Source organism: Paenibacillus sp. MER TA 81-3 (assembly GCF_023713585.1).
Taxonomy (GTDB): domain Bacteria; phylum Bacillota; class Bacilli; order Paenibacillales; family Paenibacillaceae; genus Paenibacillus_B; species Paenibacillus_B profundus.
Map to the genome: position 1 here is coordinate 118,513 of NZ_JAMAWB010000010.1, position 14,599 is coordinate 133,111.

Below are 14,599 nucleotides of genomic sequence, written 5' to 3' on the forward strand. Positions count from 1 at the left end.
CAGGAATATGAGGTCAACAGACGCAGATCAGGATGCTATGCATTGGCTGGATGAGCCGTCTTTTGAACACGTCCTTGCAGATGATGAACAAGCATTCTCTGGTTGGGATTTCTCCTATTTGACGCAAAAAGGAAGAATGCAAGAATGTCCTGTACGTTGGAACTATACAAGTATGGTCGAGAGACTGATGCGCAGAAGCCAAGCGATGCTCGATATGGGAACCGGAGGCGGCGAATTCCTCGCTTCCATGCAGCCGCTGCCTGTGCATACGTGCGCAACCGAAGGCTATCCGCCTAATGTTGCCGTCGCGAGAAGCCGCTTGGAACCGCTTGGGGTACAGGTGTTGCCGTTCGATGACGAGGAGCGGCTGCCCTTCGTTGATGCACAGTTCGATCTGGTGGTGAACCGGCATGAATCCTTTTCAGCGCGTGAGTTATGGCGGATCTTAAAGCCGGGCGGCATCTTCCTGACGCAGCAAGTCGGTGGAGATAATGATAAGGAAATGAATGAGGCTATGCGCGTTCCGCCGTTCGATTACGCCGCTTGGACTTGTGAGGCTGCTAGAGCACAGCTTGAAGAAGCCGGATTCACGGTACTGAAGCAGGATGAAGAACGAACGTTTACTCGCTTCTATGATCTAGGAGCGATCGTATTTTACTTGAAGGCCATTCCTTGGCAAATTCCTGAATTTTCGATTGAAGCCTATAGAGAACCGCTGGAACAATTGTACGAACGGATGTCACGCACAGGATATTTCGATGCGACGTGCCACCGCTTTTATATAGTTGCCAGAAAAGAAGCACCGCTTCAAGCGACGTAATTCAGCATTGGGATGATGAACATGATATTTTGAACAAGTAGGTGATTTACATGGGAACAGCATTATGCTACAGGCTGCAGGAAATGAAAGGTTCAAGCGCGTTGTATGCTTATGGGCAAGCGCTTGATGACATGGCTGGCCTGTTCGTAATTGACTTGGATCAACACCACGCCATGATGGCACGAGGGCAAAGTCCCGCGATTGAAGATACCATTTATTTGATAACAAAATGTCCGCACGATGAGAATTTCTTTGCCGGCATTCGCGTGTTTTTTCATATTTACAAACATTACTTGGAACACGGGATATATGCTGAAGAAGGATGCCGGACAGCTTAAATCACATTATAATTGGCCGAACGCAGGTACAGAAGTGACGGTGCCTCGTTCGAGAGGAGAATGAAATGATGACAGTGCAAATTACAACAATCGAGAACAACCGTGACATTCCGATGGAGCTGCTGCTGCTTGCAGATCCCGAAGAAACAGCGGTATACAGTTATCTGGATCGAAGCCATGGCTTTGTTATAAAAGATCAAGGGGAGACGAAGGGAGCAATACTGCTGCTGCCGACGCGTCCACATACGCTTGAGCTGGTGAACGTGGCGGTGGATGAAGCGTGGCAAGGCCGGGGATACGGCAAGCGTCTTGTTATGCATGCCATACATGCTGCGAAGGAACTGGGGTATCACGTGCTCGAAGTGGGGACGGGCAATTCCAGTCTGGACCAGCTTGCTTTATATCAAAAGTGCGGGTTTCGCATTTGCGGCGTAGATCCTGATTTCTTCACGATTCATTACGAGGAGCCGATTGAAGAAAATGGTATTCCATGCCGGGATATGATCCGTTTGCGCCTTCAACTGTAACTTATATTATAATAAATGTCAGAATTGGATTGAGCTCTTTCTATGTAGTTGCGGAAAGACCAATCCTTTTTCGCATTGGCAGAGAGATTGGAGATGGATGAAGATGACTTTTACGGTAGAAGAGATCGAGATGATACGCAGCCAAGCTCTGGCGATGGAGACGTCAGGCAAGCTGCCGCAGACATTTTTGGATTGGATTTATGAACGGGGCCTATTCAAGCTGTTCGTTCCAGAACAGCTTGAAGGACATATGACCCCATTGCCGGAGGCATTGAAGCGGTTTGAACACGCTTCTTGGATTAACGGCAGCTTTGGTTGGCTTATTACTATCGGATCGGGTGGAGGATTTTTTGCGCCGTTCGTATCGCCGTCGGTAGCGCGAGCAGTATTCGCTAGCCCGCAAGCGGTCGTTGCAGGATCGGGACATCCATCCGGAACAGCACAGAAGGTGGACGGCGGATATATAGTCAGCGGGAGATGGAAATTTTGCAGCGGTTCCACACATGCGACGGTCTTTACGGCCAATTGTACCGTAGATACGGGGGACAGCAGCGAGACACCTCAGATCCGTTCCTTTATTTTTTGGCCGAGTCAAGTCGAAATAATAAAAGATTGGAAGGCCTTCGGTCTTAAGGCGACGGAGAGCCATTCCATTGTCGTTAACGAGTTATTCGTTCCCGATGAGATGACCTTCGATATTAGTCAACCTGCAGGTTCTTATGGCGATCCAGTGTACACGTATCCGTTCCTGCCATTTGCTGAAGCTTCGTTTGCGGCTGTAAGCATCGGGCTTAGCCGTCACTTCTTGGATGAAGCGAAGCACATCCTGGAACGAAATAAGGAAGTATGGGAAAGTTCATCCGTGAATCGCTATGCAGCGGTAGAAGCGAAGATCGATAAGATGGATGCACTGCTTGCCCGCTCAGTGACGCAATTCTATGATGTCATTGAGGAATCATGGACACGGCATGTGAACGGTCTACCGCTCTCAGAGGAAGAGAGCATGCGGGTGTCTCGCCAGTGCAAGGAGAGCGGCAGCGTGGCCTTATCATGCGCGGATTCTATCTTCCCTTACTTGGGCATTCATGCGGTGATGGAAGATACGACGATTAATCAAATTTTCAGGGACTTGCATACGGTATGTCATCATTCGCTGCTCGTTGCATTTGAATAACCTCTACAAGGCAGAGTATCCTACAGCCTCCCATTCGGGACGCGGATGACTCTGCCTTTGTATTCATAATTATACGAGATGGCAAGCAACGAAGTGGCCCGGCTTCGCTTCGCGGAACGGAGGTTCTGCTTGTGCGCAGCGGTCCGAGGCAAGCGGACAGCGCGTGCGGAAGTGGCAGCCGCTCGGCGGATGGATCGGACTGGGCAGTTCGCCGCTAAGCACAATTCGTTCTTTCTGCGCTTCAATTTCCGGGTCTGGAACCGGTATGGATGACATTAAAGCACGGGTATACGGATGAAGCGGTTCCGCATAAATGCTCTCGCTGTCAGACAGTTCAACTATTTTCCCTAGATACATGACGGCTACCCGATCACTGATATGCTTCACCATGGACAGGTCGTGGGCGATGAACAAATAAGTAAGACCGAACTGCTTCTGCAAATCTTGCAGCAGGTTGACGATCTGCGCTTGAATGGATACGTCGAGCGCTGAAATCGGTTCATCGCAGATGATGAATTTCGGGTCGACGGCAAGCGCGCGCGCAATTCCGATGCGTTGGCGCTGACCGCCTGAGAACTCGTGCGGGTAGCGAGTGGCATGATCCGGGTTGAGCCCGACTAGATCAAGCAAATCCTCCACCCGTTTCTTGCGGGCTGATCGACTGCCGGCAAGACCATGTATATCCAGCGCCTCGCCGATAATATCGGTTATCGTCATGCGCGGATTCAATGAGGCATACGGATCTTGGAATATCATTTGCATCTCGCGCCGCAACGCCTTCATTTGTCCGCGCTTGACCCGATATATGTCCGTGCCGTTATACCTGACTTGTCCTTGTGTAGGCTCATACAAGCGCAAAATAGTGCGGCCTGCGGTCGACTTGCCGCATCCTGATTCGCCCACCATGCCTAACGTCTCGCCACGCCGAATCGTAAAGCTGATATCATTCACCGCTTTTAAGATGTTGCCACGGCCAAGATTGAAAAATTTCCGCAGCTGATTCACTTCCAATAGTGCCTCGCCGCTCATTGTGCCACCTCCTTCGCCATCGGATGAAGAAGCCAGCAGTTCGCCTGGTGCGATGCACTTAAGCTTGTCGCATCCGGATCGTGCGTGATACAAATACGCATCGCTTCGTCGCAGCGGGCACAAAATCCACATCCTGCAGGCGGTTTCAACAGATCGGGCGGTGTTCCATAAATCGGAATGAGTGCTTCTTCCCTCTTCTGATCGAGACGCGGCAGCGAACGGAGCAGCCCCTTCGTATACGGATGCTGCGGGTTTTTGAATATTTCCCATTTTGTCCCGGTCTCGACAATCTTGCCAGCATACATGACGATGACGCGGTCGCATAGATCGGCGACGATGCCCAGATCATGCGTAATCAATATGATCGAGGTGCCGAACTCCCGTTGCAAATCCTTCATGACACGTAATATTTGTGCTTGGATTGTCACATCGAGTGCTGTCGTCGGCTCATCTGCAATTAGGAGTGAAGGCCTGCAGGCAAGCGCGATGGCAATCATGGCCCGCTGTCTCATGCCACCGGAAAATTCGTGCGGATACTGGACGAAGCGAGAAGCGGGATTAGGTATGCCAACCAAAGATAGCATTTCGATCGCACGTTTTTTTGCCTGAGCAGCGCTCAAGTTTTGATGCTTGATTAATACTTCAGAAATTTGACGGCCAATGGTCATCGTCGGATTCAACGACGTCATCGGATCTTGAAAGATCATGCCGATATCTTTGCCGCGAATGGACTGCATTTCCCGCTCTTTTATTTTGAGCAAGTCTTTGCCTTTAAAGCGAATTTCACCATTCTTTACCCGACTGGGCGGACTCGGAAGCAGACGCAAAATCGACTGGGCGGTTACACTCTTGCCGCAACCCGATTCTCCTACGATAGCTACTGCTTCTCCCTCATTGACATGGAATTGGATTCCTCGAACTGCTTGAACTTCACCTGCACGAACGTGGAACGAGACTTGCAGGTCGTTTACTTCCAATATCGGTTGCATTCCTGTCTTCCTCCTCGCCGTCTATTTCTTCATCTTCGGGTCGAGCGCATCGCGCAGACCATCGCCGAACATATTGAATGAGAGCATCGTCAAGCTGATGAACAGCGCCGGGAAGGCGAGACGCCAAGGATAGATGACCATTGCCTTCAAAGAGTCATTAATCATCGTCCCCCACGAAGCGGCTGGCAACTGCACACCTAGGCCGAGGAAGCTTAACACGGCTTCACTGAAGATAGCGCTGGGGACGGCTAGCGTCAATGTCACGATGATCGGTCCGAGCGAGTTCGGGATGAGATGGCGGAACAGAATTCTGGACCCGGCAGCGCCAAGAGAACGGGAAGCGAGCACGAACTCTTGATTTTTCAGCTGCATCATCTGTCCGCGCACGATCCATGCCATGTTAATCCAGCCCGTGACACAGAGCGCCAAAATAATCGTCGTTATGCTCGGTTCGAATACGACGACAAGCAAAATCGCAACGAGCAAGTCAGGAACGGAATAAATGATCTCCGATACTTTATTCATGACATTATCGAGGCGACCGCCTACATACCCCATAATACCGCCATATATGACTCCCATAAGGAGGTTGATTGCTGCGGCCGAAAAACCGACGATAAGGGAAATACGGGCACCCATCCAAGTGCGGGCGAACATGTCGCGGCCGAGATCGTCCGTCCCGAACCAATGTTCTGCAGACGGAGGCAGGTTCGTCAGCTCCAGGTTATTCGTGTAATAATCGTACGGAGTGATCAAGGGTCCGATAATTGCCATTAAGATAAGCAGAATCAGGCAGACGAGCCCTGTCATTGCAATCCAGTTGCTGCGCAGACGAAGCCAAGCGTCGCGCCATGCGGATATGCTCTCGCGTTCGATCGCCTCCGCCGCATGTTCGTCAATCGATGCTTTTTTGAACTGGTCAGCTGTTACCGGGATATCTTGCAAGGGATTCCGTTTATTAAAACTAATCATGCTGCTTTCTCCTTTCCATTGCCAAGCTTGATGCGGGGATCAATGAACCCATACGCCAGGTCGGTGAGGAAACGAGCGCTCATCAATATTAATCCGTAAAAAATCGTGATTCCCATAATAAGGGAATAGTCCCGGTTGCTGATGCTGATGACGAATACTTTGCCCAGTCCGCCGATGCCGAAGATCTGTTCAATAATAAAGGAACCCGTCACCACATTGGCAGTCAGTGGCCCAAGATAGGTGACGACTGGCAATATACCGTTGCGCAGGACGTGTCTGCGGACGATGACTCCAGCGGTAAGCCCTTTTGACTTGGCCGTCTTTATGTAGTCGGAATGCAACACTTCAAGCATGTTGGAGCGTGTCAAGCGGGCGATAAAGGCAATCGGCAGGGCGGATAGCGCTATCGTCGGCAAAACGTAATCCAACGGAGCATTCAGCCCAACAACCGCGAACCACTTGAGCTTGACCCCGAACAGGTATTGAAAAAAGGAGGCGAGCACAAAACTCGGAACCGATACGCCAATGACGGCAAGCACCATGGAAGACGTATCCAACAGCTTGCGATGGCGCAGCGCGGCCAGCATGCCTAATGACACGCCGACGGCAACGGACACGATGATTGCCACAATGCCGAGACGCAACGAATACGGAAAGGAATCCCGGATCGCTTGCACGACTTCGCGATCTTGCATTTTCATGGAAATGCCCAGATCCCCATGCACCAGCTTGTTCAAGTAAATGAAATATTGTTCATATAACGGCTTGTCCAATCCGTACTGAGCCATCAGGCGGGCTTTGATTTCCGGCGGAACCGCTCTTTCCGACATGAATGGGTCGCCTGGAATGGCCTTCATTAAGAGGAACGTTACTGAAGCAAGAATCCACAGCGACACGACAAGGTAGAATAGCTTAACCAATATATACCGAGTCACATTTCATCAATCCTCCTTCTTTCCATAGGTCCAATGAAAAAATCGGGACACATATGCTGTACGCCATATGTATCCCGATCGGCTACCATCTGGATGATGTTACAGACTAGTTACTCTAAATAGCCACGGGTGAAGTCGAACATGCCTCTATAATCAACGAATACACTCTTGACTCCCGGTTTTATCAAGTGAACGCTTGTATAGTAGAACAGCGGAAGAATCGCCTGGTCGTCTTGGATGAGAATTTTCTCCGCTTTCGCCATCAGATCCATCCGCTCTTTTGGATCCACGGATGTTTTGGCCTTTTTGACGAGATCATCGAACTCTGGGTTGTTGTAGCCAATATCGTTGTTGCCGCTGCCTGTCATATACAGATCAATGAACGACATCGGATCGTTATAGTCGGTAGTCCAGCCGGCGCGGGCGACCTGATAGTTCAAGCTGGTCCGGCTCTTCAAGTAGACGCCCCACTCTTGGTTCTCGATTTTCACTTTTAAGTTAAGGTTTTTGCTCCACATGTCGGCAACGGCCTGGGCGATCTTCTTATGTTTATCGTTCGTATTATAGCCGAGCGTGAATTCAGGCATTTCCTTCAAGCCAAGCTCGGACAGCCCTTTGGCCAGCAGCGCTTTCGCTTCATTCACATCCTCCTTGAAGTATTCATCCTTCACTTCGTTGCGGTACTGATCGGCGTTGCCGGTAATGCCGGGCGGAACGATGCCAAATGCAGGCTGTTCGCTGCCGAGCGTTACTTTATCGGTGATTAGCTTGCGATCGACTGCCATCGAGAGCGCTTTACGGATATTCGCGTTGTTGAATGGCGCCTGTTTGTTGTTGAACAAGTAATAGTAGCTGGATGCGATCCCTTGAATTTGCAGCTCATCCGGCTTCGTTTCTTTCAGAACAGGAATCTGATCCGTCGGCAGTTCGCCCGTCGGATGCCCAGCAAAATCAATGTCTCCGGCTTCATACATATTCAATTCAGACGCGGAGTCCTGCACCATTGTCGCTTTTATTTTGGTGAATTTAATTGTATCGGCGGCATAATAATGTTCGTTTTTGGCTAGTTCAAGCAAGTTTTGGTGCTTCCACTCACTTATTTTGAAAGGACCGTTGGAGATCATCGTGTTGGCTTCCGCGGCCCATTTCGAATTGTCTTTCGCTGATTTGTGCACTGGATAGTAGGTAGTGAAGGAAAGTAGGCTCAAGAAGTAGGAGGTAGGAGCTTCAAGTTCGATTTCCAGGGTATGCTCATCAAGCGCTTTGACGCCAACTTGAGAAAAGTCGTTGATTTTCTCTTTATTATAGGCTTCCGCATTTTTGAAGTAGTAGAGCTGGTAGGCGTAAGGTGGAGCCGGTTCAGTCTTCGGATTCAGCACCCTTTCCCAAGCAAATATAAAATCGTGAGCAGTGACTGGGTCGCCGTTGGACCATTTGGCATCTTTGCGCAGGTGGAAAGTGAATTTCTTATGATCGGGTGATTCCTCCCATTTCTCAGCAACTCCAGGTACAGGCTTCGCATTCTCGTCGACACGAACCAAACCTTCGTACATGGCGTTCAATATGGAGGAGGATACGGTGTCTTGTGACAGACCCGGATCGAGCGAAGGCGGATCGGAGTGAAGATTGAAGCGGAATACTTGTTCTTTGCCCGATCCCTCGGACGGTTCGTTCTTCTTATCGCCACTGTCCGTATTGGACGGTGAATCCTTCGCCGTATCTGGATTCGGAGACGAAGAATTGCCTGTGTTGCTGGAGCAAGCGCTTACAAACGTGGTGACTACGAGAAGCAATGTCAAGACGAGCATCATGGATTTACGTTTCATGCTTGTACTGTTCCCCTCTCTTGGAATAATCTGTTTACCAATCGCCAACTACTGAACTAAGCTGTTGGGGCCCGAGGAGAAAATTGACATTTGGTTTGTACCATATACTACCATAACAATTAAGATTCGTCTTTACCTTTTTTCAAATTTTATAAAAAATTTACATACAGTCAAACGTGTTGCGTCTGTTCCATGTTCATAGTAAGGTAGAAATAACCACTTCTATCCATTATAACTTTCCATTATAAAGGAGCACCGCAGCAATGAAACCGATACGCAATTCAGCAAAAGCTGTTATTATTCAAGATAACCAAGTATTACTGACGAAGAATCAAGACCGTGATGGATATTTTTATCTGTTCCCGGGCGGAGGACAAGAGCACGGTGAAGAGTTGAGCGAGGCGCTTCGACGGGAATGCATTGAGGAAATAGGCTGTGCAGTCATTGTTGATCATCTCCTTCATGTGCGTGAATATATTGGAAAAAACCATCAATTTTCCGAATGGGACACGCCTATTCATCAGGTGGAATTTTATTTTCAATGTGAACTTGAACGAATCCCATCCTCATTTACAGGAAGTAATCCTGATGAGCATCAGGTCGGCGTCGAATGGATTCCGCTCCAAGAGCTGGAGCAGATTCGCGTCTACCCTCATAAGCTGGTTCCCATATTGCAGCAGCGAGCGCAAGCGCCTTGTTATTTAGGAGATACCAATTAATGCTTATGATTGTTAATTGTGAAAAATTTCATAAGTAGGAGGGGTGGTCATGCATTTGACTGAAGCGGTCGCCGACGCATTGGAGCAGTCCGAAATCGATTATATGACGGATCGGATGAAGGCGATCCAAGACATCGAGGGCAATCCGGAAGGAATTCATCTGGCGCGATTCGGACACGCGAGGCTATACTATAGTGATACAATGCCGTGGCCGCAATTCAATACGGTGAAAGGGATGCGGGGGGAAGATATCCATCACATAGATGAAATGATCTCGTTCTTTCGCACGCGTAATCGGACTTGCCAATTCGAGATCGTTCCCAAGCAAGCGCACCCGCTTCTGTTCAGGAAGCTGAGTGAAAGCGGCTGCTATCAATCCGGATTCCATGCCACGCTGTATGGCGCTGCAGAACGGCAAGCTCTATTCGATCTGGATCCGGGCTCAGAAGAAGAGATACGCGTTCTTCCGTATGCAGAAGAAGACATGATGACTTATGCGGCGATACATTGCCGGGGAACGGGGCTTGGAGATGACGGCATTTCTGCTGTGGCGCGCAATAATGAGGTGCTGTTGAAACGCCCGGGGTGGTCGTTTTTTATCGGATTCCAGGAGGAGAAGGCTGCTGCGACAGGCGTGATGTACCGCCAGAACGGCATTGCTTCGCTTACGTTTGCAGCGACACTGCCATCTTACCGCAACATCGGAATGCATGCGGCTTTGCTGCGGAGGCGAATTCATGAAGCGGCCTTGAGCGGCTGCCGGCTGGTTGTCAGTCAAGCAAGCTACCTGTCACAAAGTCATCGCAATATGGAACGCGCCGGAATGAAATTGGGTTACGTCCGTGCAACATGGACGATGCCTGTATAATAGGTGATAGGTTGGAATTCGACATATCTGACGAGGACGCTGCTTGCTGGCATCCTCGTTTTTTTGTGTGGACTTCCCCATTTTCTCTCAGCAAAGTTTTGCTTGTAAATGAATATCGCGTGCATGTATAATGGGCATGTGATCATTGATGATAATGATTATCAATATCATCAATGATGAAGTGACACAGCACATATCCGAAAGGCGGAGGTACATAGATGAGTACGATATTGATCTATGCAAGCATGACTGGAAATACCGAGGAGATGGCGGAGACGATAGCAGCTACTGTTCGGGCAGCGGGAGAAGAGCTTCAGATGAAGGAGGTCATGGATGCGTATGGAGCCGATCTGGCCGGGCACGAGGGAATTCTGCTTGGAGCATATACATGGGGTGACGGAGAGCTCCCGGATGAGTTTCTCGATTTCTATGAAGAAATGGACAACATCGACCTGACGGGGAAAAAAGCGGCCGTATTCGGTTCCTGTGATTCCTGTTATCCTGAGTACGGTGCGGCGGTGGATATTTTAATCAAAAAACTTAAGGAGCGCGGATGTGAAGTCGTGTTGGAGGGATTGAAGGTAGAATTATCTCCTAGATCAGATGATATTAAGCTGTGCAGCGAATTCGGAGCCCAGTTCGTGGAGAAGCTTCGTTCCTAGCGGATGCTTTATTACCAGCATGCTTGCGATATTCGAATTGACCACACGCCTACACGTTCGCCATCTTATCCTGACACAATGAGAGGGGGAAGCTAAGAATGGACACAGCTGCCCTGTTTGTGGCAAAATATTTTATGGACACGGGATGGTTGTAACCGATAAAGAGGGTGTGGATACCGATGATGAATTCGGGACCGTTCTTTCAATTGCCTGTATTGAAGACAGCAAGGACGCTGCTTCGTAAAATGACACTTCATGATGCAGAGGATATGTTCATGTATTGTGCGGACGAAGAGGTGTCGCGATTTACGACTTGGCCGACGCATCAGCGGATGGCGGACACGTATCATTTCTTGGAATTCGTCATTCAACGGTATGACAGAGGAGAGATTGCCCCTTGGGGGATCGTTGATGTGGAAAATGACAGACTGATTGGCACATGTGGCTTTGTGAGCTGGAGGCCGACTCATGGGCGGGCGGAGATCGGCTACGTATTAGCCAGGGATTACTGGAATCAAGGCTATATGACAGAAGTCGTCAACGAAGTGATACACTACGGGTTCCATACCATGAAGCTGGTGCGCATTGAAGCCCGCTGTCATCTGGATAATGCGGGGTCGGCGAAAGTGATGGAGAAATGCGACATGCAATTTGAAGGTGTTTTGCGCAAACATTTATTCAATAACGGACGATATGAGGACGTAAAGCAGTATTCTATCATTAATGAACCGCTATTACATGGGATGTAACAAAAGCAGCGAGGCCGGTACCGTTATCGGCCTCGCTGCTTTTGTTGTGTATCGCACTCCGCAGTCCTATCCGTATCTCTCTATCGGACACTAGAGTTTCATATCAATAAAGATATGATTTCCCTGCTGCTTATTGTCAGGTTGAATCAGGTCGCTTGCTGAAGGGCCAATCTCATTTGTGCTGCTATTTGCTTTTGATGGATCATTTTTATTTTCTTTCAGCTCCATCTTCTTTTTAATAAGTTGATTAATTTGCATATCAATCGCATTGATTTCCATAGTGAGGGCTCTAATTTTTTCATCTTTCAATTTTTTATCGTCATCGCCTCTCGCTACGGCAACCATTTTTTGAGCAATAATTGTTTTTCGTTTATTCAACAACTCGATTTGCTTATCGATGTTACTGATTTGACCGCTAGATACGCCGATAGCACTCATGGAAGATGCCGCTGATACGTTCAAATCCAATCCTTCCTTTCATTGAGGACAATTATGATTATGGGAAATGCGCCTATATAAATATTATCGGACATATATAGTTATTTTTGAATATTTGTTGATATGTTCATGCTGTTCGGCTACCCAGGCAAAGTTCCCTGGTATCTCGGATTGGGTGAGAAGCGCCTCCCACATAAAAAAAGAGCAGTACTTGGTTGAAGGAACCAGCATTGCTCAGTTATTGTGCTACAGATTCGCATGTTGGGGGTCATAGAGTAGTGTTACCGTCTTCGTAGTTCCGTCCCAATCATAGTTGATTTGAAATACTTCATGCAACAATTGAAGGGGAATGTATGTTTTGTTATTTACAATTTCCGGCTTGATTGTAAGTATCGTGTCTTTGCTATTCACCTGCATCTTGTTCGTCAGCGAGTTCCATGTGATCTCAGCCAGGGTTCCTTCGATATACACCGTATGGCTGCTTGCTTCCCAGCGCACTTTCAGATCCAGGTTAGGGCCAATATCTTTAATTGGCAAATAAGTTAGATCGTGAAGGATCAGACAGTCCTTCGTAATCGGTTCGCCCTCTTTGTTCAGCACTTGCACCATAGGTTGAGTGAGTTGAGTAGGTTGCTCCGCAATGTCGGCCGCAGCTGCAGTAAGCGGAATGCTTAATGACAGTAATAGACATCCAAGCAACACATGTATACTATATTTACGGAATGAAACATGCATGGAAACCGGAAACCTCCTTTACCAGTTAAAACGTTTGGCGAGTGAAAAAGTTGCAGTGACGAAAATCTTTTTTCACTGGACAAGCCATAAAAAGACATGAGACAATTATCTCACTTTCGCAGATGTGATTTCATGGAAACCTTTCGAGATACGGGGAGGATTATGCTTGATAGACAAAATAATAGTCATCGCTCTGTTTACGCTATGTATACACATGTTTGAAACCTTATCCTATGCCGTCCGCTATGCCGGCGTGCGAGCCGGTCGGTTAGCGGTCTCACTGTCTCTGACCGGTATTATCGTGCTTGTCTCCCGTACCTCCAATCTCATACAAGCACCTATGACGGGCAAAGTTATCGACTACGCAAGGGAGCACCCGGAATTCGATCTGGTATCCAACATCCGTATCATTATCGGCTCCTCGACGATTGGAACACTGCTTGCTCTACTATTGTTTCCTAGCGCCGTTCTGTTGGCTGCCCGGGTGATACGTCACTTAGAAGTGTCGGGATCGATTCCCAAAATGATCAGTTCCGTATCGCTTGATCAGTTGAAGCATGTCAGGCATCATATCCGCAAGCCCACATGGAAGATGCTCACATCCTTGCGGATTATGGGCATTCCAAAACGCTTGCTGCTTCTGAATAGCTGCGTGACAGGGATCTATACGATCGGGGTGATGTCTGCCCTTTACGCCTCAGTTCTTACTACAGAATTCAGCACAGCGGCGTCTCAATCATCCGGCTTTATCAACGGAGTGGCGACCATCCTATTGACCATATTCGTCGACCCGCAAATGGCTATGCTCACGGATCGAGCGATGGCAGATACTGCCGCAAGGCAGCGATTGGGAAAAATATTTGCGCTGCTTATCCTGTCGCGCGCGTTGGGAACCGTGTTGGCCCAACTATTCTTCTATCCGGCAGCGCTATGGATTTCATGGATTGTGCAATACCTTTAATAGAAAACGATGATATTTACACATTAACCCAAATCAACCTAAATGAACATGGTATTAATTTCAATATTATCATAAATGTGAATGATTGGGCGTCTATTTCCTGCAAAGACCGCGCACTCCTCCTTAGCAAAGGGGGCAGCGGTTTTTTTTGTTGGTTATTGTTGACAAAAGAAATGAGATGCATTTTAATTATGAATATAAAATAAAATTATTCATAAAATCATATAGGAGTGTGAATGATGCCGCGATTTAGTAAACAGGAGAAAGAGAACATTCGGCGGGAGCTGCAGCAGAAAGGCAAGCAGCTGTTTGCTCTGTACGGACTGAAGAAGACGAGCGTCGCCGATCTAACCAAAGCGGTGGGCATTGCGCAAGGGACGTTCTATTTGTTCTATCCGTCCAAGGAAGAGCTGTATTTCGAGCTGCTTGAGCAAGAGGAGGAGACCATTCGGGAGCGCCTCACCAGCGTATATTTTCAGAGCGATTCTCCCGTGAGCCGGGACAGCTTCAAGCGCTTCTTGCACGAATCGCTTGCCACGATGGAGAACAATCCGTTTCTGCAGCAGCTATATGATGAAGAAATGATGGAAGCGTTATTCCGCAAGCTTCCGCCTGACAAATTGGAGCGTCACTTCGCCAAGGATGCGGATGATCTGCTGCCGGTTATCGTGCTCGGTCAGCAGCAAGGGTGGATGAAGCCGCAGCAGCCGGAAATCATTGTAAGCCTGATCCGATCGCTCATTCTGCTTGCCTTGCAGAAGCACCTCATCGGCGAGGAGCGCTACGGCGACACGATGAGATTGTTCGTTGATTTGATCGCCGATGGGTTAATCATCGACCAGAATGAGGAGGATTAA

General features: G+C 48.5%; 17 protein-coding genes. 10 read left to right on the top strand and 7 right to left on the bottom strand.

What is annotated here, in order from left to right; all coding sequences use genetic code 11:
- Nucleotides 1-7 precede the first annotated feature (7 nt).
- From M3650_RS16275 to M3650_RS16290, 4 genes are all read left to right on the top strand, one after another.
- On the top strand, nt 8-820 hold the full coding sequence (locus tag M3650_RS16275) for a class I SAM-dependent methyltransferase (RefSeq protein ID WP_483311751.1): 813 nt from the start codon (nt 8-10) through the stop codon (nt 818-820).
- 50 nt (nt 821-870) lie between these two features.
- Nucleotides 871-1,158, top strand: coding sequence for a hypothetical protein (locus M3650_RS16280; protein ID WP_251576307.1), 288 nt, complete (start codon nt 871-873; stop codon nt 1,156-1,158).
- A gap of 68 nt (nt 1,159-1,226) precedes the next feature.
- Complete coding sequence (locus M3650_RS16285) at nt 1,227-1,685, top strand: GNAT family N-acetyltransferase (protein ID WP_019424127.1); 459 nt, start codon at nt 1,227-1,229, stop codon at nt 1,683-1,685.
- Nucleotides 1,686-1,788: 103 nt separating this feature from the next.
- On the top strand, nt 1,789-2,859 hold the full coding sequence (locus tag M3650_RS16290; protein WP_251576309.1) for an acyl-CoA dehydrogenase family protein: 1,071 nt from the start codon (nt 1,789-1,791) through the stop codon (nt 2,857-2,859).
- A 69-nt stretch (nt 2,860-2,928) separates the two neighbouring features.
- On the opposite strand, the gene M3650_RS16295 is transcribed toward M3650_RS16290, so the two are convergent.
- The 5 genes from M3650_RS16295 to M3650_RS16315 form a co-directional block, all read right to left on the bottom strand.
- Complete coding sequence (locus tag M3650_RS16295; protein WP_251576311.1) at nt 2,929-3,888, bottom strand: ABC transporter ATP-binding protein; 960 nt, start codon at nt 3,886-3,888, stop codon at nt 2,929-2,931.
- On the bottom strand, nt 3,885-4,877 hold the full coding sequence (locus tag M3650_RS16300) for an ABC transporter ATP-binding protein (protein ID WP_251576314.1): 993 nt from the start codon (nt 4,875-4,877) through the stop codon (nt 3,885-3,887). Before M3650_RS16300 ends, M3650_RS16295 begins: the two co-directional genes overlap by 4 nt.
- 21 nt (nt 4,878-4,898) lie before the next feature.
- Nucleotides 4,899-5,849: an ABC transporter permease gene (locus M3650_RS16305; protein WP_285848485.1), complete on the bottom strand. Its 951-nt coding sequence runs from the start codon at nt 5,847-5,849 to the stop codon at nt 4,899-4,901.
- Nucleotides 5,846-6,784 (bottom strand): ABC transporter permease, encoded by a 939-nt coding sequence (locus M3650_RS16310; RefSeq protein ID WP_019424122.1) that lies wholly within the window; start codon nt 6,782-6,784, stop codon nt 5,846-5,848. Before M3650_RS16310 ends, M3650_RS16305 begins: the two co-directional genes overlap by 4 nt.
- Nucleotides 6,785-6,894: 110 nt before the next feature.
- The gene (locus M3650_RS16315; protein WP_251576315.1) at nt 6,895-8,610 is read right to left on the bottom strand and encodes a peptide ABC transporter substrate-binding protein; all 1,716 of its coding nucleotides are present in this window, start codon (nt 8,608-8,610) and stop codon (nt 6,895-6,897) included.
- 263 nt (nt 8,611-8,873) lie between these two features.
- Here M3650_RS16315 and M3650_RS16320 point away from each other — a divergent pair, with 263 nt between their 5' ends.
- The 4 genes from M3650_RS16320 to M3650_RS16335 all read left to right on the top strand — a co-directional run bounded on the left by M3650_RS16320 (nt 8,874) and on the right by M3650_RS16335 (nt 11,608).
- The gene (locus tag M3650_RS16320) at nt 8,874-9,329 is read left to right on the top strand and encodes an NUDIX domain-containing protein (protein WP_251576318.1); all 456 of its coding nucleotides are present in this window, start codon (nt 8,874-8,876) and stop codon (nt 9,327-9,329) included.
- 49 nt (nt 9,330-9,378) lie between these two features.
- Nucleotides 9,379-10,197, top strand: coding sequence for a GNAT family N-acetyltransferase (locus M3650_RS16325; RefSeq protein WP_251576320.1), 819 nt, complete (start codon nt 9,379-9,381; stop codon nt 10,195-10,197).
- Nucleotides 10,198-10,415: 218 nt separating this feature from the next.
- Nucleotides 10,416-10,859 carry a flavodoxin gene (locus M3650_RS16330; protein ID WP_251576322.1) on the top strand — a complete coding sequence of 148 codons (444 nt, stop codon included), beginning with the start codon at nt 10,416-10,418 and terminating at the stop codon, nt 10,857-10,859.
- A gap of 179 nt (nt 10,860-11,038) precedes the next feature.
- The gene (locus M3650_RS16335; RefSeq protein ID WP_251576324.1) at nt 11,039-11,608 is read left to right on the top strand and encodes a GNAT family N-acetyltransferase; all 570 of its coding nucleotides are present in this window, start codon (nt 11,039-11,041) and stop codon (nt 11,606-11,608) included.
- A 90-nt stretch (nt 11,609-11,698) separates the two neighbouring features.
- Here the strand turns inward: M3650_RS16335 and M3650_RS16340 are convergent, their stop codons facing one another.
- Nucleotides 11,699-12,046: a hypothetical protein gene (locus M3650_RS16340; RefSeq protein ID WP_251576327.1), complete on the bottom strand. Its 348-nt coding sequence runs from the start codon at nt 12,044-12,046 to the stop codon at nt 11,699-11,701.
- 246 nt (nt 12,047-12,292) lie between these two features.
- Complete coding sequence (locus M3650_RS16345; RefSeq protein ID WP_251576329.1) at nt 12,293-12,781, bottom strand: copper amine oxidase N-terminal domain-containing protein; 489 nt, start codon at nt 12,779-12,781, stop codon at nt 12,293-12,295.
- Between the two features lie 166 nt (nt 12,782-12,947).
- Between M3650_RS16345 and M3650_RS16350 the strand changes: the two genes are divergently transcribed.
- Both M3650_RS16350 and M3650_RS16355 read left to right on the top strand, forming a co-directional pair.
- A complete protein-coding gene (locus tag M3650_RS16350) occupies nt 12,948-13,742 on the top strand; it encodes a lipid II flippase Amj family protein (RefSeq protein ID WP_019424114.1) in 795 nt (264 codons plus the stop codon).
- A 239-nt stretch (nt 13,743-13,981) separates the two neighbouring features.
- Entirely contained in the window at nt 13,982-14,599 is a 618-nt protein-coding gene (locus M3650_RS16355; protein WP_251576331.1) for a TetR/AcrR family transcriptional regulator, read from the top strand.

Coding starts and splice junctions, on each gene's coding strand:
- M3650_RS16330 (WP_251576322.1), top strand. CDS start 10,416: ATGAGTACGATATTGATCTATGCAAGCATGACTGGAAATACCGAGGAG.
- M3650_RS16340 (WP_251576327.1), bottom strand. CDS start 12,046: ATGAGTGCTATCGGCGTATCTAGCGGTCAAATCAGTAACATCGATAAG.
- M3650_RS16320 (WP_251576318.1), top strand. CDS start 8,874: ATGAAACCGATACGCAATTCAGCAAAAGCTGTTATTATTCAAGATAAC.
- M3650_RS16290 (WP_251576309.1), top strand. CDS start 1,789: ATGACTTTTACGGTAGAAGAGATCGAGATGATACGCAGCCAAGCTCTG.
- M3650_RS16345 (WP_251576329.1), bottom strand. CDS start 12,781: ATGCATGTTTCATTCCGTAAATATAGTATACATGTGTTGCTTGGATGT.
- M3650_RS16280 (WP_251576307.1), top strand. CDS start 871: ATGGGAACAGCATTATGCTACAGGCTGCAGGAAATGAAAGGTTCAAGC.
- M3650_RS16335 (WP_251576324.1), top strand. CDS start 11,039: ATGATGAATTCGGGACCGTTCTTTCAATTGCCTGTATTGAAGACAGCA.
- M3650_RS16305 (WP_285848485.1), bottom strand. CDS start 5,849: ATGATTAGTTTTAATAAACGGAATCCCTTGCAAGATATCCCGGTAACA.
- M3650_RS16315 (WP_251576315.1), bottom strand. CDS start 8,610: ATGAAACGTAAATCCATGATGCTCGTCTTGACATTGCTTCTCGTAGTC.
- M3650_RS16295 (WP_251576311.1), bottom strand. CDS start 3,888: ATGAGCGGCGAGGCACTATTGGAAGTGAATCAGCTGCGGAAATTTTTC.
- M3650_RS16300 (WP_251576314.1), bottom strand. CDS start 4,877: ATGCAACCGATATTGGAAGTAAACGACCTGCAAGTCTCGTTCCACGTT.
- M3650_RS16355 (WP_251576331.1), top strand. CDS start 13,982: ATGCCGCGATTTAGTAAACAGGAGAAAGAGAACATTCGGCGGGAGCTG.
- M3650_RS16275 (WP_483311751.1), top strand. CDS start 8: ATGAGGTCAACAGACGCAGATCAGGATGCTATGCATTGGCTGGATGAG.
- M3650_RS16285 (WP_019424127.1), top strand. CDS start 1,227: ATGACAGTGCAAATTACAACAATCGAGAACAACCGTGACATTCCGATG.
- M3650_RS16325 (WP_251576320.1), top strand. CDS start 9,379: ATGCATTTGACTGAAGCGGTCGCCGACGCATTGGAGCAGTCCGAAATC.